Origin of the sequence: Aquabacterium sp. (assembly GCF_036279675.1) — a bacterium.
Classification (GTDB): Bacteria; Pseudomonadota; Gammaproteobacteria; order Burkholderiales; family Burkholderiaceae_C; genus Aquabacterium.
Map to the genome: position 1 here is coordinate 42,449 of NZ_DASUIS010000146.1, position 16,093 is coordinate 58,541.

General features: G+C 62.7%; 13 protein-coding genes and 2 riboswitches. Of the genes, 10 read left to right on the forward strand and 3 right to left on the reverse strand.

From position 1 onward, the window contains the following. Window positions 1–51 precede the first annotated feature (51 nt). A riboswitch (glycine riboswitch) is annotated at window positions 52–178 on the forward strand. Window positions 179–192: 14 nt separating this feature from the next. Then, window positions 193–331: riboswitch (glycine riboswitch) on the forward strand. Window positions 332–415: 84 nt separating this feature from the next. From gcvT to VFW93_RS16800, 4 genes are all read left to right on the forward strand, one after another. Continuing rightward, on the forward strand, window positions 416–1,531 hold the full coding sequence (gene gcvT, locus VFW93_RS16785; protein ID WP_329695100.1) for a glycine cleavage system aminomethyltransferase GcvT: 1,116 nt from the start codon (window positions 416–418) through the stop codon (window positions 1,529–1,531). A gap of 98 nt (window positions 1,532–1,629) precedes the next feature. Continuing rightward, the gene (gene gcvH, locus VFW93_RS16790; protein WP_329695101.1) at window positions 1,630–2,004 is read left to right on the forward strand and encodes a glycine cleavage system protein GcvH; all 375 of its coding nucleotides are present in this window, start codon (window positions 1,630–1,632) and stop codon (window positions 2,002–2,004) included. 35 nt (window positions 2,005–2,039) lie between these two features. Further along, window positions 2,040–4,946 (forward strand): aminomethyl-transferring glycine dehydrogenase, encoded by a 2,907-nt coding sequence (gene gcvP, locus VFW93_RS16795; RefSeq protein WP_329695102.1) that lies wholly within the window; start codon window positions 2,040–2,042, stop codon window positions 4,944–4,946. 249 nt (window positions 4,947–5,195) lie between these two features. Continuing rightward, window positions 5,196–7,910: an ATP-binding protein gene (locus VFW93_RS16800; protein ID WP_329695103.1), complete on the forward strand. Its 2,715-nt coding sequence runs from the start codon at window positions 5,196–5,198 to the stop codon at window positions 7,908–7,910. On the opposite strand, the gene ppsR is transcribed toward VFW93_RS16800, so the two are convergent. After that, window positions 7,904–8,722: a posphoenolpyruvate synthetase regulatory kinase/phosphorylase PpsR gene (ppsR, locus tag VFW93_RS16805; protein WP_329695104.1), complete on the reverse strand. Its 819-nt coding sequence runs from the start codon at window positions 8,720–8,722 to the stop codon at window positions 7,904–7,906. The two genes, VFW93_RS16800 and ppsR, sit on opposite strands and share 7 nt — an antisense overlap. 261 nt (window positions 8,723–8,983) lie before the next feature. Here ppsR and ppsA point away from each other — a divergent pair, with 261 nt between their 5' ends. The 6 genes from ppsA (at window position 8,984) to dnaB (ending at window position 14,743) form a co-directional block, all read left to right on the forward strand. Further along, complete coding sequence (gene ppsA, locus VFW93_RS16810; protein WP_329695105.1) at window positions 8,984–11,389, forward strand: phosphoenolpyruvate synthase; 2,406 nt, start codon at window positions 8,984–8,986, stop codon at window positions 11,387–11,389. Between the two features lie 193 nt (window positions 11,390–11,582). Next, entirely contained in the window at window positions 11,583–11,948 is a 366-nt protein-coding gene (gene rpsF, locus VFW93_RS16815; protein WP_290645269.1) for a 30S ribosomal protein S6, read from the forward strand. A gap of 64 nt (window positions 11,949–12,012) precedes the next feature. Then, window positions 12,013–12,303 (forward strand): primosomal replication protein N, encoded by a 291-nt coding sequence (gene priB, locus VFW93_RS16820; RefSeq protein ID WP_329695106.1) that lies wholly within the window; start codon window positions 12,013–12,015, stop codon window positions 12,301–12,303. 30 nt (window positions 12,304–12,333) lie between these two features. After that, window positions 12,334–12,627 carry a 30S ribosomal protein S18 gene (gene rpsR / locus VFW93_RS16825; RefSeq protein ID WP_035034561.1) on the forward strand — a complete coding sequence of 98 codons (294 nt, stop codon included), beginning with the start codon at window positions 12,334–12,336 and terminating at the stop codon, window positions 12,625–12,627. A 13-nt stretch (window positions 12,628–12,640) separates the two neighbouring features. Continuing rightward, on the forward strand, window positions 12,641–13,093 hold the full coding sequence (gene rplI / locus VFW93_RS16830) for a 50S ribosomal protein L9 (protein WP_329695107.1): 453 nt from the start codon (window positions 12,641–12,643) through the stop codon (window positions 13,091–13,093). Between the two features lie 213 nt (window positions 13,094–13,306). Then, on the forward strand, window positions 13,307–14,743 hold the full coding sequence (dnaB, locus tag VFW93_RS16835) for a replicative DNA helicase (protein WP_329695108.1): 1,437 nt from the start codon (window positions 13,307–13,309) through the stop codon (window positions 14,741–14,743). Between the two features lie 27 nt (window positions 14,744–14,770). Here the strand turns inward: dnaB and trxC are convergent, their stop codons facing one another. Both trxC and VFW93_RS16845 read right to left on the reverse strand, forming a co-directional pair. Continuing rightward, window positions 14,771–15,211, reverse strand: coding sequence for a thioredoxin TrxC (gene trxC / locus VFW93_RS16840; protein WP_329695109.1), 441 nt, complete (start codon window positions 15,209–15,211; stop codon window positions 14,771–14,773). A gap of 75 nt (window positions 15,212–15,286) precedes the next feature. Next, window positions 15,287–15,985 carry a Bax inhibitor-1/YccA family protein gene (locus VFW93_RS16845; protein WP_329695110.1) on the reverse strand — a complete coding sequence of 233 codons (699 nt, stop codon included), beginning with the start codon at window positions 15,983–15,985 and terminating at the stop codon, window positions 15,287–15,289. Window positions 15,986–16,093: the final 108 nt, after the last annotated feature.

Sequence of the window (16,093 nt, forward strand, 5' to 3'; positions counted from 1 at the left end):
GGGGGAGGCCGATCAAAAAGCAGATCGTGTTTCCCCTCAACCTCCCTTACAATCGCCCGGCCAGGAGAGAACCTGACCGCGCGGCCAAGCCGCACGGCACTCGGGTCGCCGAAGGCGCAGGGCCACCCAACGCGAGTTGACCGCCCGAACGCTCAGGCAAAAGGACTGGCAAGCACGGCAACCCAGGTTGTCGTGATCCTCACTGGAGAGAGCCGCGTGACCCTGCATCCTGCAAGGTGAGCCCGGCCACCGAAGGGGCAAGCCCATAACGCGACGGCCAATGTTGTTGCGAGGGGTCAATCTCTCAGGTAAAGCGGACAGAGAGGGCAGCACCAAACCGGCTTCAACGCAAGTTGAGATGCCGGGGCGGATTCAGATCGAATGCCCTCCACTGGCCTAGCAGCCAGCTTTTGCCATGTCCGCAGATTTGCTCAAGACACCCCTGCACGCCTTGCACGTTGAACTCGGCGCCAAGATGGTCCCGTTCGGCGGCTATGACATGCCCGTGCAGTACGCTACCGGCATCCTGACTGAACACAAGCACACCCGTGCCGCTGCCGGCCTGTTCGACGTTTCCCACATGGGTCAGGTCCTGCTCAAGGGCGAAGGCGCTGATGCCGCACTGGAATCCCTGGTACCCGTGGACATCGTCGATCTGCCCAAGTTCAAGCAACGCTACGCGCTGTTCACGAACGACCAAGGCGGCATCCTGGACGACCTAATGGTCACCCGCCGCGACAACGACCTGTTCGTGGTCGTCAACGCCGCCTGCAAGACGCAGGACATCGCCCACATGCAGCAGCACATCGGCAGCCGCTGCACCGTGCAGCCCCTGCCCGACCAGGCCCTGCTGGCACTGCAAGGCCCGCAAGCCGTCACCGCCCTGGCCCGCCTGAACGCCGACGTGCAGAAGCTCACCTTCATGACAGGCGGCCATTTCGAGCTCGATGGCATCGACTGCTTCCTGACCCGCTCCGGCTACACCGGTGAAGATGGCTTCGAGATTTCCGTGCCTGCCGACAAGGCCGTGCAACTGGCCCGCGCCCTGCTGGCCCAGCCGGAAGTCAAACCCATCGGCCTGGGCGCCCGCGACACCCTGCGCCTGGAAGCCGGCCTGTGCCTGTACGGCCATGACATCGATACCACGACCACGCCCGTTGAAGGCAGCATCACCTGGGCGATCCAGAAAGTGCGCCGCGCCGGTGGCGCCCGTGCCGGTGGCTACCCTGGCGCCAGCGTGATCGACGGCCAGCTGGCCAACGGCGCGGCCCGCAAGCGCGTCGGCCTGATCAGCACCGAACGCATGCCCGTGCGCGAAGGTGCCAAGGTGGTGGATGCCAACGGCGCGGATATCGGCATCGTCACCAGCGGCTCGCCCAGCCCCAGCCTGGGCCAGCCCATTGCCCTGGCCTATGTGGCCACCGCTCAAGCTGCGATCGGCACCCCGGTTTTCGCCATCGTGCGCGACAAGCGCGTCGCCATGACCGTGACCAACCTGCCCTTTGTGCCCAACCGCTACTACCGCGGCTGAAACCGCTGACATGGCCGCATCGGCCTGAGGGTCTCTTGAGGGATACTCTCGGCCGTTCGGCACACCACCTACATCAATTCATACCTAGGACGTCCATCATGACCATCAAGTACACGCCCGACCACGAATGGCTGCAAATCGAAGCTGACGGCACCGCGACCGTCGGCATCACCCACCACGCTCAAGACGCCCTGGGCGACGTGGTGTTCGTGGACCTGCCCGCCGTGGGCGCCACCTTCAACCCCAAGGACGTGGCCGGTGTGGTCGAGTCCGTGAAGGCCGCCGCTGACGTCTACATGCCCGTGACCGGTGAAATCACCGAAGTCAACGAAGCCCTGCGTGACGACCCCGCCCTGGCCAACAGCGACCCCACCGGCGCTGGCTGGTTCTTCAAGGTCAAGCTGAGCAACCCGGCCGAGCTGGACGCCCTGCTGGACGCGACCGCTTACGACGACCTGCTGAAGAACGCCTGATCCCGCGCCCCGCCCGAACGATGCCGCCGAACGCCATGCTGAACACCCACCTGCCCACACTCGCTGAACTTGAAAACGCGACCGAATTCCAGGCCCGCCACCTCGGCCCCTGGGACGACGAGCAGCAACTCATGCTCAGCGCCATCGGCGTGGCCTCGCGCCAGGCCCTGATCGACGGCATCGTGCCCGGCACCATCAAGCGCGGCAACCCCATGGAGTTGCCCGCCCCCCTGACCGAAGCGCAGGCACTGGCCGAGCTGAAGGCCATCGCCCAGCAAAACAAGGTGATGCGCAACTTCATCGGCCAGGGCTACTACGGCACGCTGACGCCTGGAGTCATCCTGCGCAACATCCTGGAAAATCCCGCCTGGTACACGGCCTACACGCCTTACCAGGCCGAGATCTCGCAAGGTCGCATGGAAGCGCTGGTGAACTTCCAGACCATGATCACCGACCTGACCGGCATGGCGATTGCCAACGCCTCCATGCTGGACGAAGCCACGGCCGCCGCTGAAGCGATGACGCTGGCCGCACGTGGCGGCAAGAGCAAGTCCACCCGATTCGTGGTCTGCCATGACGTGATGCCGCAAACCCTGGAAGTGATCCAGACGCGCGCCAAGCCCCTGGGTATCACTGTGGACCTGGTTCATGCCGCGCAACTGGTTGAACACCTGCAAGGCAACGACTGCTTTGCCGCCTTGCTGCAATACCCTGGCGTCAACGGTCAGGTCCGTGAGCTCAAGCCCCTGATTGATGCCCTGCACGCCAAGGGCGCCCTGGCCATCGTGGCCGCCGACCTGCTGGCCCTGACCCTGTTGACGCCTCCGGGCGAACTGGGTGCCGACATCGCCTGCGGCACCACCCAGCGTTTCGGCATGCCCATGGGCAACGGCGGCCCGCACGCGGCCTACATGTCCACCAAGGACGAGTTCAAGCGTTCCATGCCCGGCCGCCTGGTGGGCGTGAGCGTGGACAGCCATGGCAACCCCGCCTACCGCCTGGCCCTGCAAACCCGCGAGCAGCATATCCGCCGCGAGAAGGCCACCTCCAACATCTGCACGGCCCAGGTGCTGCCCGCCGTCGTGGCCAGCATGTACGCGGTCTACCACGGCCCCGAAGGCCTCAAGCGCATTGCCCTGCGTGTGGCCGCCTACACCTCGATCCTGGCCGAAGGCCTGAAATCGCTGGGCCGCAAGCTGGTGCATGACACCTGGTTCGACACGGTGCAAGTGCTGGCCGAAGACCGCGAAGCCGTGCTGGAAGCGGCCCGCAAGCTCGGCATCAACCTGCGTGACGCCAGCAACGACAGCATCAGCATCTCGCTGGACGAGACCACCACCCGCAACGACATCATCGACCTGTGGAGTGTCTTCTCCGGCGGCAAGGCCCTGCCCTCGTTCGCCGCGTTCGAGAACGGCGTGGCCTTGGGCCTGCCCGCCACGCTGCGCCGCACCAGCGCCTTCCTGACGCACCCGGTGTTCAACACCCACCACAGCGAAACGGACATGCTGCGCTACCTGCGCGCCCTGGCCGACAAGGACCTGGCGCTGGACCGCACCATGATCCCTCTGGGTTCGTGCACCATGAAGCTCAACGCCACCAGCGAGATGATCCCCATCACCTGGCCCGAGTTCGCGCACATCCACCCCTTCGCCCCACGTGACCAGCTCAAGGGCTATGAACTGCTGGACGAACAGCTGTGCGCGTGGCTGAGCCAGGCCACGGGCTATGCCGGCATCAGCCTGCAACCCAATGCAGGCTCGCAAGGCGAATACGCCGGCCTGCTGATCATCAAGGCCTACCACGAATCCAAGGGCCAGGGTCACCGCGACATCTGCCTGATCCCCGAATCGGCACACGGCACCAACCCTGCCAGCGCCCAGATGACGGGCATGAAGGTGGTGGTCACCAAGTGCGACAGCGAAGGCAACGTCGATCTCGACGACCTGAAGGCCAAGTGCGAACAGCACAGCGCCAACCTGGCCGCCGTGATGATCACCTACCCCTCCACCTATGGCGTGTTCGAAACCCGCGTGACCGAGCTGTGCAAGCTCGTGCACCAGCACGGCGGCCGCGTCTACGTTGACGGCGCCAACATGAACGCCCTGGTCGGCCTGGCTGCGCCTGGACAGTTCGGTGGCGATGTGAGCCACCTGAACCTGCACAAGACCTTCTGCATCCCTCACGGCGGTGGTGGTCCCGGTGTCGGCCCCGTCTGCGTGGTCGAAGATCTGGCGCCCTTCCTGCCGGCTCACCGCTCTGCCGGCATCGGCACCGAGGTGCAAGTGGGCGCCGTGTCTGCCGCACCTTTGGGCAACGCCGCCGTGCTGCCCATCAGCTGGATGTACATCCGCATGATGGGTGCCGAGGGCCTGAAGGCTGCCACTGAAGTGGCCATCCTCAACGCCAACTACGTGGCGGCCCGCCTGGCTGACCACTACGACATCCACTTCAGCGGCGGCAGCCAGACCATCAAGGGTGGCGGCGTGGCCCACGAGTGCATTCTGGACATCCGCCCACTCAAGGACGCCAGTGGCGTGGGCGCCGAAGACGTGGCCAAGCGCCTCATCGACTACGGCTTCCATGCCCCCACGCTCAGCTTCCCGGTGGCGGGCACACTGATGGTGGAACCCACAGAGAGCGAATCCAAGGCCGAGCTGGACCGTTTCTGTGACGCCATGATCGCCATCCGCGAGGAAATTCGCCTGGTGGAGCAAGGCAAGCTGCCGCAAGACGACAACCCGCTGAAAAACGCACCTCACACGGCTGCCAGCCTGCTGAAAACCGACTGGACGCACGCGTACAGCCGCGAACTGGCCGCCTACCCGGTGCCCAGCCTGCTCAAGCAGAAGTACTGGTCGCCTGTTGGCCGCGTGGACAACGTCTACGGTGACCGCAACCTGTTCTGCTCCTGCGTGCCCGTGAGCGACTACCAGGGCTGATTCTGACAGCCTCCGACCTGAACGGCCCGCCCTGGTGCACCACACCAGGGCGGGCCGAACTGTTTCCAGTGGCCAACAAACTGACCAGGCTCAAGCCGGGTCGTTGCCAAGCCGCCAGTTCGGCGCTAATGTGCTGCTGAAGTCGGCCTGGGCTCGCCGGCTTCGTCTGCCGCAGTGCCAGACCGAGCCCCCTGTCTCGGGCGTATCGCACAGTACGGTGCGCCCCCAGCAAAATGCAACGGGAGGCTTATGCCGGCATTGACGGAACCCAGGCTTGCGTCGACCAGCTTCATCCCCACCGAAGAGGGCCTGAAGATGGCACTGGCTGCCGCGCAGGCCGGCATTTGGGAATGGCACCTCGACAGCAATGAAAACATCTGGTCGACAGAAGTCTGGCTGCTCTACGGCTTGAGCAGGGACATTCCAGCCACTTACGATGCCTGGCTCTACAGCATCCACCCGGAAGACCGCACCTACGCGCGCCAGACCATTGCTGCCGCCAGTCAATGCCGGGTGCCGTTCGAAATCGAGTGGCGAACCAATCCAGCACTAGGGACCGTGCGGTGGCTGATGTCGCGGGGCCAACCAGGCAAGCCGCGAGACAACGGGCAGGCCACCTATACCGGCATCGTCATGGACATCACGGCGCGCAAGAAGGCGGAGCATGCCGTGCTCAAGCTCACCGAAACACTGGAAGAGCGCGTCCGTGAACGCACGGCCGCTCTGTCCGAACACGAACGGCTCCTGCAGAACATTCTGGATGGCATACCAGGTTTGATCGGGTACTGGGGCAAGGATCTCTACAGCCGGTTTGCCAATCGTGCCTACAGCGAATGGTTTGGCCTGACGCCTGAGGAACTCCGCAACAAACACATCAAGGAACTGCTTGGCGCAGAACTCTACGAACTCAATCGACCGCACATCGAAGCGGCCCTCAGTGGCCAGCGCCAGCGCTTCGAACGCCAGATCCCGGTACCGGGCCGTCCCGGAGAGGTCAGACACAGCGAAGCCCATTACCTGCCCGACACCGTCAACGGCGTGGTGCAGGGCTTCCTGGTCATCGTGTTCGACATCAGCCAGATCAAGCAGGCGGAGCTGGCGGCCGAGGCTGCCAATCAAGCCAAAAGCGAATTCCTCGCCAACATCAGCCACGAAGTTCGCACACCCTTGAACGCCATGTTCGGGCTGGCCCAGGTCGGCGCCAGGCAAGCTGGCCCCACGCCACTGGGTCGGACCTTCGAGCAGATCCTGGATTCGGCGCAACACCTGCTCACGCTGGTCAATGACGTGCTGGATTTTTCGAAGATCGAGTCCGGCAAGCTGAGCCTGCATTACGAACGCATCAACCTCGGGCAGGTGCTGGAACATGTGCTCACGCTCAAGGCCATCCGGGCACAGAGCAAAGGCCTGCCGCTCGTTGTCCACGAGTCCGCCAACGTGCCCCAATACTTCCATGGCGACGCCACCCGCATCTCGCAGATCCTGCTGAACCTGCTTTCCAACGCCATCAAGTTCACGGAACGAGGACAGGTCACGCTGACGCTCGACTACGTCGCACCAGACATGATCATGGAGGTGAAGGACACCGGTCTGGGCATGACACCGGACAAGCTGGCGCAGCTCTTCAAGCCCTTCGTGCAGGTTCATGGCAACCACCCGCTTCAGACCGGTGGCACGGGTCTCGGACTGGCCATCACCAAGCGGCTCATCGACCTGATGCGGGGGCGCATCGACGTGCACAGCACCGCAGGGCAAGGCACCTGCTTCACGGTCAAGCTGCCCTTGCTCCACCCCGAGGGGGCGCAGGTCCGTCAACTGGGGCGGGTGGCATTGCTGGCGCCCGTCGATGCACAAAGCGAAGCCTTGCACAAAGCGCTCACGTGTCGCCACGTTCCCACCCAGCAGTACGCGCACTGGCCCGACATCACCAACCAGGCCTTCGACATGCTCATCGTTGACGCCTCGACGCTCTCGCAATGCGCCCCCCGCGAGATGGCGCGCCTGCGCCAGAGCGGGCACACCATTGTGGTGAACTCTCCCGCCAGTACGGCGCTGGCCTTTCCCGAAGGCATGCCAGACGATCTGCCAGTGCTGGCCGGGCCACTCAGCCCGCTCAGGTTGCTCAATGCCATCAAGACCCGTCTGGCCCACCCTGCGGCAAGCAGCCCACATCGCCTGGAAGGCATCCGCATCCTGGCTGCCGAAGACAACCCCGTCAACCGACTGGTGTTGCAACAGATGCTCGAGCAGGAAGGCGCCATCATGAGCTTTGCCTTTGACGGCGCTCATGCACTGGAACAAGTTCGTGTTCAAGGGCCGGCCAGTTTCGATCTCGTGCTGTGCGACATCCAGATGCCCATCATGGACGGCTACCAGACTGCACAGGCACTCGGCCACATCGCCCCCTCCCTGCCCGTGATCGGCCTGACCGCCCACGCCTTTGACACGGCCAAACAACAAGCCCGACGCGCAGGCATGGTCGGCTACGTCACCAAGCCGTATATGCTCGATACACTGGTCGAAGAAATCAGGCGCTTTGCCCGTCGGCGCCCAGGGGATCCACCACCTTCAGACGACGAGCCACTCACTGGCGGCAACACGCCCGAGCCTTCCATGCAGCAGGACATCACTGACTGGCAAGCGATGCAGCAGTACTTCCAATCCCAGCCTCAACTGCTGGACAAACTGATTGGCATGCTGACGCCCACACTCTCGGCGATTCAGACAGAGCTTGAGCAAGCCCGGATGGCGCGCAACATGGACGCGCTGGCCAAGGTGGCGCACAACATCAAGGGCACGGCGCTGAACCTGCATACGCCCGAACTGGCACGGCTGTCCGTTCAGACGCAGGAACAGGCTCGCCAGCAAAGCGATGAAGCCCTGACCACAGCCGAGACGCTGTCGGCACGCCTGGGCGACTTCATCGACATGGCCACCCGATACCAGGCGGCCAGATCTCAATAGATCAGGCGATCCGGGCGGATGTCGCGCAGGATGGTCGTGGCGATCTCTTCGATCGACTTGTGCGTGGATGACAGCCAGTCGATGCCCTCACGGCGCATCATGGCCTCGGCCTGCGCCACCTCCAGGCGGCAGTTTTCCAGGCTGGCGTACTTGCTGCCTGGCCGACGCTCGTTGCGGATCTGACTGAGGCGGTTCGGCTCGATCGTCAGGCCGAAGCACTTCTTCTTGTAAGGCTTGAGCATCGAGGGCAGAAAACCGCGATCGAAATCCTCGGGGATCAAAGGCACGTTGGCGGCCTTGATGCCGTGCTGCATCGCCAGATAGAGAGATGTCGGTGTCTTGCCGCAACGGCTCACGCCGACCAGGACCACATCGGCCAGTTCCAGACTGCGGGAAGACTGCCCGTCGTCGTGCTCCAGCGCAAAGTTGATGGCCTCGATGCGGTCGTTGTATTCCTGATCCACGCTGGCATCGCTGAAGCGCCCCACCCGGTGGTTGGACTTCATGTTGAACTCTTCTTCCAGCGGCTCGACGAAGGTCTTGATCACGTCGAACACACGGGCCTCGCAGCCGCGCAGGATCGCCAGCACGTCGTCGTTGGCCAGGGTCGTGAACACGATGGGGCGTTTGCCCTCGCGCAAGCCGGCAGCGTTGATCTCACGCACCACCTGATGCGCCTTGTCCACCGTGTCGATGAAGGGGCGGCGCACGTGCCGAGGCTTGATGGCGAACTGCGCGAGGATGGAATTCCCCATGGTTTCGGCCGTGATACCCGTGCCATCGGACACGAAAAAGACGCTGCGATCAGACATAAGCAGACAAGTTTTTCCCGAGACATGCGAGGTATGCACGCAAATGTACGCAAACGCGCGCCAATCACCCGCATGAGGGCCCCAGGATTTCAATTTGGTGAACCCATCATCATAGGCCTGACCCTACAATCAGTCCATCTCGTGTCCACACGTGTTGTCAGATGCCGCACGGACGCTCGATGAAGGTCACCCAACAACACCAACAGACCGACGCCGGGCCGTGGATGCCACAAGCATTTTTTTCACCATCCTGGAGCTTTTATGACCAACCGCTTTGAGCCGACCGCCCTGGTCGTGCCCTTCGAGCAACTGCGCATGTCCGATGTCGAAGTCGTCGGCGGCAAGAACGCCTCGCTCGGCGAGATGATCTCGCAACTGCCCAATGGCGTGCGTGTGCCCACAGGCTTTGCCACCACGGCCCATGCCTTCCGCGAGTTCCTCAAGCACGACGGCCTGGCTGACCGCATCAGCCAGCGCCTGGCAGCCTTGAACACCGAAGACGTGCGCGCGCTGGCGGAAGCCGGCGCCGAAATCCGTGGCTGGGTCGAGGCCCAACCCTTCCCTGCCGACCTGGAACAGGCCATCCGTGGCGCCTTCGCGACGCTCGCCGGCGACAACCTGCAGGCATCGTTTGCCGTGCGTTCCTCCGCTACAGCAGAAGACCTGCCCGACGCCTCGTTTGCCGGTCAACAGGAAACATTCCTGAATGTGGTCGGCATCGAAGACATCCTGCACAAGATGAAGGAAGTGTTCGCCTCGCTGTACAACGACCGCGCCATTTCCTACCGCGTGCACAAGGGCTTTGCCCATGACGTCGTGGCCCTGTCGGCCGGCGTGCAGCGCATGGTGCGCTCCGACCTCGGCGCCGCCGGCGTGATGTTCACGATCGACACCGAATCCGGTTTCCAGGACGTGGTCTTCATCACCTCCAGCTATGGCCTGGGTGAGACCGTGGTGCAAGGCGCCGTCAACCCTGACGAGTTCTACGTGCACAAGCCAGCGCTGAAGGCTGGCAAGCAGGCCGTGATTCGCCGCAACCTGGGCTCCAAGCTCCTGAAGATGGAGTTCGCCACGCCAGAGGAAAAGGCCGCCACGGGCAAGCTGGTCAAGACGGTCGACACCACCGTCGAGGCCCGCAACCGCTACAGCCTGACCAACGAGGACGTGACCGAACTGGCCCGCTACGCCGTGATCATCGAGCAGCACTATGGCCGCCCGATGGACATCGAGTGGGGCAAGGACGGCGGCGACGGCAAGCTCTACATCCTTCAGGCTCGCCCTGAAACGGTCAAGAGCCAGATGCAGGGCAAGGTGGAGCAGCGCTACAAGCTCAAGAGCACCGGCACCATCCTGGCTGAAGGCCGCGCCATCGGTCAGAAGATCGGTACCGGCCCCGTGCGCATCGTGCACAACATCTCCGAGATGGACACCGTCAAGCCTGGCGACGTGCTGGTCACCGACATGACCGACCCCAACTGGGAACCCGTGATGAAGCGCGCTTCGGCCATCGTCACGAACCGTGGCGGCCGCACCTGCCACGCCGCCATCATCGCCCGCGAACTCGGCATCCCTGCCGTCGTGGGTTGCGGCAACGCCACCGAGCGCCTGACCGACGGCACCCTGGTGACCGTGGCCTGCTCCGAGGGTGACACCGGCTACATCTACGAAGGCCTGCTGGAAACCGAAGTCACCGAGGTGACCCGCGGCGAGATGCCCCACATCGGCCTGAAGATCATGATGAACGTGGGCAACCCACAGCTCGCCTTCGACTTCTGCCAGATGCCCAACAACGGCGTCGGCCTGGCTCGTCTCGAGTTCATCATCAACAACAACATCGGCGTCCACCCCAAGGCCATCCTGGACTATCCGAACATTGACAGCGACCTGAAGAAGGCCGTGGAGTCGGTCGCCCGCGGCCACGCCTCGCCTCGCGCTTTCTACGTGGACAAGCTGGCCGAAGGCATCGCCACGATTGCCGCCGCCTTCTGGCCCAAGCCCGTCATCGTGCGCCTGTCGGACTTCAAGTCCAACGAATACAAGAAGCTGATCGGTGGTTCGCGCTACGAGCCCGAGGAAGAAAACCCCATGCTGGGCTTCCGCGGCGCCTCGCGCTACATCAGCGCCGAGTTCGGTGAGGCCTTCGCCATGGAATGCGAAGCGCTCAAGCGCGTGCGCACCGACATGGGCCTGACCAACGTCGAGATCATGGTGCCCTTCGTGCGCACCCTGAAGCAGGCCGAGCGCGTCACGGGCATGCTGGCTGACCACGGCCTGGTGCGCGCCTCCAAGGGCGGCACTGACGGCCTGCGCGTCATCATGATGTGCGAAGTGCCATCCAACGCCATCCTCGCAGAGCAGTTCCTGGAGTTCTTCGACGGCATGTCCATCGGCTCCAACGACCTGACCCAGCTGACCCTGGGCCTGGACCGCGACTCCGGCCTGGAACTGCTGGCACAGGACTTCGACGAACGCGACCCGGCCGTCAAGGCCATGATCTCGCGCGCCATCGCGGCCTGCCGTGCACACGGCAAGTACATCGGCATCTGTGGCCAGGGCCCTTCGGACCACCCCGACTTCGCCGAATGGCTGGCCGACGAAGGCATCGTGTCGATGTCCCTGAACCCGGATACGGTTGTCGAGACCTGGCAGCGCCTGGCTGCCAAATAAGTTTTTCGGACAAACCGGCTGGGTTTCAGACAGAAATCCGGCTTTTTCCGACAGCGCGCCACCCTCGGGTGGCGTTTTCCTTGCTACAATCGCAGGCTTTCCATCTGTTGCTCAATTTCTGAGCAGCCCTTGCCGTTTACGGGTTTGACGCTTCGTAGCGGCTTCCATCAACTGGAATCCACAAGGAGTATCCATGCGTCACTATGAAATCGTCGTGCTGATCCACCCGGATCAAAGCGAACAAGTTCCCGCCATGCTGGAACGCTACAAGGCCCTGATCGCCTCCACCGGCGGTCAAGTTCACCGTCTTGAAGACTGGGGCCGTCGTCAGCTGGCATACCAGATCAACAAGCTGGCCAAGGCTCACTACCTGTGCCTGAACATCGAAACCAGCAAGGAAACCCTGGCTGAGCTCGAAACCGGCTTCAAGTTCAACGACGCCGTGCTGCGTCACCTCACCGTGCTGAAGGACAAGGCTGAGACCACTCCTTCCGTGATGATGAAGCAAGTTGAGCGTGAAGAGGCCCGCAAGGCCCAGCAAGAGCAAGCCGCTGCCTGATTGATGCCGCAAGGCATCGTCAGACAACGCGTCCGCAAGTAGTTTTTTTGCGAGCCCGACGTTCATGAACCGTGTGCTGTTGACAGCCCAGATCATCGAGCGAAAGGCTTTGAGATACACACCCGCCGGCCTGCCCGCACTCGACGTCGTGCTTGAGCACGAATCCGAAGTGACCGAGGCCCAGCTTCCCCGCAAGGTGAAGGTGGAAATCAAGGCCGTGGCCATGGGTCCGATTGCACAGCAATTGAACCTGCAGCCAGTTGGCGTGCCCCTGGGCATTGCCGGCTTCCTGGGTGCTCCGCGAAACGGACGTGGCGTACTGCTCCACATCACCGAACTCAACGACATCGTTTAAACACATCCATTCGGATACTGAGAGGTCATCATGGCTGCTCCCCGCTCCAAGAACGGCAAGTTCTCCAAAGACCGCAAGGGCAAGCGCAACACGCAATCCCTGCTGTTCCGTCGCAAGCGCTTCTGCCGCTTCACCGTCGCCAACGTCGAACAGATCGACTACAAGGACGTTGACACCCTGCGCGACTTCATCGCTGAAAACGGCAAGATCATCCCCGCACGCCTGACCGGCACCCGCGCGATCTACCAGCGTCAGCTGACCACCGCCATCAAGCGTGCTCGCTTCCTGGCTCTGCTGCCTTACAGCGACCAGCACCGCGTCTAAGGAGTTCTCTGTCATGCAAATCATCCTCCTCGAAAAAGTCGCCAACCTGGGCAACCTGGGTGATGTGGTCCGCGTGAAGGACGGTTACGCTCGTAACTTCCTGATCCCCACAGGCCAAGCCCGTCGCGCCACTGAAAAGGCTGTCGCCGAGTTCGAAGCCCGCCGCGCTGAACTGGAAAAGGTCCAGGCTGAAAAGCTGGCCGCCGCTCAAGCTCTGGGCGAGAAGCTCTCCGGCAAGACCATCAACGTCACCCAGAAGGCTGGCGTGGACGGTCGCCTGTTCGGCTCCGTGACCAACTTCGACATCGCTGAAGGCCTGAAGGCTGCCGGCTTCGACGTGGCCAAGCACCAGATCCGCCTGCCTAACGGTCCTCTGAAGACCGTGGGCGAGCACCCTGTGTCGCTGTCGCTGCACACTGACGTGGTCGCCGAGATCGTCGTCGCTGTGGTTGGCGAAACCGCCTGAGTCAGGTCTTGTACCTGAAGGGGGCGGCTCGCCGCCCCCGACACAAAGCCGGCCTCGTGCCGGCTTTGTCGTTTCACGAACACGCCCTCAGGAAGTATCTGGCAGTTATCCCCGCTGATCCCCAGGATTTCCCACGGCTGTCCACAGACTTGCCCACATGTCCACAGAGTTACCCACAGGTGCCTGCTGTGGGCGAGCTTATGATTGCAGACCATGGCCGCTGTTCTACCGACCCCGTTTTCCCCTTCGAAGCTCACTGACGCGATAGGCGCCGATGAAGTCGCCAAACTGCGCGTCCCGCCCCACTCGATCGAAGCCGAACAAAGCGTGCTGGGCGGCCTGCTGCTGGACAACAGCGCCTGGGACCGCGCCTCCGATCTGCTGAGCGACTCCGACTTCTATCGCCACGAGCATCAGCTCATCTTCACGGCGATTCAGCAGTTGATCAACGCGTCCAAGCCGGCGGACGTGATCACGGTCTATGAACAGTTGCAGATGTCCGGCAAAGGCTCGGACGTCGGTGGCCTGACCTATCTGAATGCCCTGGCCCAGTCGGTGCCCAGCGCGGCCAACATGCGCCGTTACGCCGAAATCGTGCGTGAACGCGCCGTGCTGCGCAAACTCGTCACGGTGAGCGATGAAATCGCCACCAATGCCTTCAGCCCCAACGGCAAGTCGGTGTCGGACATCCTCGACGAGGCCGAAGCCAAGATCATGAAGATCGGCGAAGAGGGTAACAAGAACAAGCAAGGCTTTCATGCGATGGACGGCCTGGTGGTCGACCTGTTGGACCGCGTGACCGAACTGGCCGACAACGGTCTGGATGACGTCACCGGCGTGCGCACTGGCTTCATCGACATGGACAAGATGACGGCCGGCCTGCAAAAGGGCGACCTGATCATTCTGGCGGCCCGCCCCTCCATGGGTAAAACCGCTTTTGCGCTGAACATCGGCGAAAACGTGGCCGTCAATGAAGGCCTGCCCGTGGCCATCTTCTCGATGGAAATGGGCGCCTCGCAACTGGCACTGCGTATGGTGGGCTCGATCGGCCGCATCAACCAGCAGAATCTGCGTACTGGCCGACTGTCGGACGACGAATGGAGCCGGCTGAGCGAAACGGTTGAAAAACTGCGCACAGCCAATGTGTTCATCGATGAGACCCCAGGCCTGTCTCCCAACGAACTGCGCGCGCGTGCGCGTCGCCTGGCTCGTCAGTTCGGTGGCACCCTCGGCCTGATCATCATCGACTACCTGCAGCTGATGAGTGGCTCGGGCGGCAACGAGGAAAACCGCGCGACCGTGATCGGTGAAATCTCCCGGGGGCTGAAGGCCCTGGCCAAGGAGCTGCAATGCCCGGTGATCGCGCTGTCGCAGCTGAACCGTTCGGTGGAAACGCGCCCTGACAAGCGCCCCATGATGTCCGACCTCCGCGAATCCGGCGCCATCGAGCAGGACGCGGACGTCATCATGTTCATCTACCGTGACGAGTACTACAACCGCGAGTCCAAGCTGCAAGGACAGGCCGAAATCATCATCGGCAAGCAGCGTAACGGGCCTGTGGGCAGCGTGCACCTGGCCTTCCTGAAGTCGAACACGCGCTTCGAAAACCTCGCGCCCGGCACCTATACCGGCGAAGGCGACCAATACTGATCGCCTTGGGTGCGGCCTGCCAGCCGTCTACAGACCGTGTCGCGCCAGCCAGGCCTGCAACTGGGCTGGCGGCAAGGCACCCGAGACCCGATCCAGCTCCCGCCCCTGGCTGAACAAGGCCAGCGTCGGGATGCTGCGAATGTTGTAGCGCGCACCCAGCGAGGGGTCCGCCTCGGTGTCCACCTTGGCAAAACGAACACGGCTGGCATAAGTGCCGGCCATTTGCGCAAACACCGGCGCGAACATTTTGCAGGGCCCACACCAGGGCGCCCAGAAATCAACCAGCACAGGCAGTTGATTGCGGGTGATGAAACGCTCGAAGTTGCGCGCCGTCAGCACAACGGGCGAGGCTGGCAGCACGGATTGCCCGCACTTGCCGCATTGCGCACCGTCATTCAAGCGCGCCGCAGGCACGCGGTTGATGGTTTCGCAATGCGGACAGACCAGTTCCAGTGATGGGCTTGACATGGGAAGGCTCCAACTCGTTCACATACCCTACATGGTATTTGCGAGCCAGTTTTCAAGCCCTCCCATCCCCCGGCCTCAGTCGTCGTTGCCACCCAGCGCCATGAGCAACTGCAGCAAAGACGAAAAGACGTTGTAGACGTCCAGGTAGATGGCCAGGGTGGCCGTGACATAGTTGGTCTCGCCACCGTCCAGCACGCGCTTGATGTCGTACAGGATGAAGGCCGAGAAGATCACCACTGCCATGGTCGAGATCGCCAGGTGCAGCGCAGGCAGTTGCAGCCAGATGTTGGCCACGGCCGCCACCAGGATGACGATCATGCCCATGAACAGCCACTTGCCCATGCTGGATACGTCGCGCTTCATGGTGCTGGCCATCGCAGCCATGCCCAGGAAGACCGCACCGGTACCACCGAAGGCCAGCGAGATCAGCCGCGCGCCATTGGACATGCCCAGGGCGTGACCGATCAGACGCGACAGCATGAGCCCCATGAAGAAGGTGAAACCCAGCAGGAGCAACACACCCACGCCGGAGTTCTTGTATTTTTCGATGCCGAAAAAGAAGCCGAACGACACGGCCATGAACAGCAAGAAGCCCATCAGCGGGCTGCCAGCAAAGAAGCTGAAGCCCATGGACACGCCCAGCCAGGCACCCAGCACCGTAGGCACCATCGACAGGGCCAGCAGGGCATAGGTATTGCGCAGCACCCGCTGACGGTCCACACCCAGGGACGAGCCGCCATAAACGACATCAAGGGGTTTGATAGAACGATCCATGTATCCTCCGAAAACGAAAAACGGCACAGGCCAAAGCCCGCTACCTGCACGCAGATTGTAGGCTGCGCCTGGAAAATCAGGGTGCTAAAGAAAACTTCAAGATGCCAG

Coding starts and splice junctions, on each gene's coding strand:
- gcvT (WP_329695100.1), top strand. CDS start 416: ATGTCCGCAGATTTGCTCAAGACACCCCTGCACGCCTTGCACGTTGAA.
- gcvH (WP_329695101.1), top strand. CDS start 1,630: ATGACCATCAAGTACACGCCCGACCACGAATGGCTGCAAATCGAAGCT.
- gcvP (WP_329695102.1), top strand. CDS start 2,040: ATGCTGAACACCCACCTGCCCACACTCGCTGAACTTGAAAACGCGACC.
- VFW93_RS16800 (WP_329695103.1), top strand. CDS start 5,196: ATGCCGGCATTGACGGAACCCAGGCTTGCGTCGACCAGCTTCATCCCC.
- ppsR (WP_329695104.1), bottom strand. CDS start 8,722: ATGTCTGATCGCAGCGTCTTTTTCGTGTCCGATGGCACGGGTATCACG.
- ppsA (WP_329695105.1), top strand. CDS start 8,984: ATGACCAACCGCTTTGAGCCGACCGCCCTGGTCGTGCCCTTCGAGCAA.
- rpsF (WP_290645269.1), top strand. CDS start 11,583: ATGCGTCACTATGAAATCGTCGTGCTGATCCACCCGGATCAAAGCGAA.
- priB (WP_329695106.1), top strand. CDS start 12,013: ATGAACCGTGTGCTGTTGACAGCCCAGATCATCGAGCGAAAGGCTTTG.
- rpsR (WP_035034561.1), top strand. CDS start 12,334: ATGGCTGCTCCCCGCTCCAAGAACGGCAAGTTCTCCAAAGACCGCAAG.
- rplI (WP_329695107.1), top strand. CDS start 12,641: ATGCAAATCATCCTCCTCGAAAAAGTCGCCAACCTGGGCAACCTGGGT.
- dnaB (WP_329695108.1), top strand. CDS start 13,307: ATGGCCGCTGTTCTACCGACCCCGTTTTCCCCTTCGAAGCTCACTGAC.
- trxC (WP_329695109.1), bottom strand. CDS start 15,211: ATGTCAAGCCCATCACTGGAACTGGTCTGTCCGCATTGCGAAACCATC.
- VFW93_RS16845 (WP_329695110.1), bottom strand. CDS start 15,985: ATGGATCGTTCTATCAAACCCCTTGATGTCGTTTATGGCGGCTCGTCC.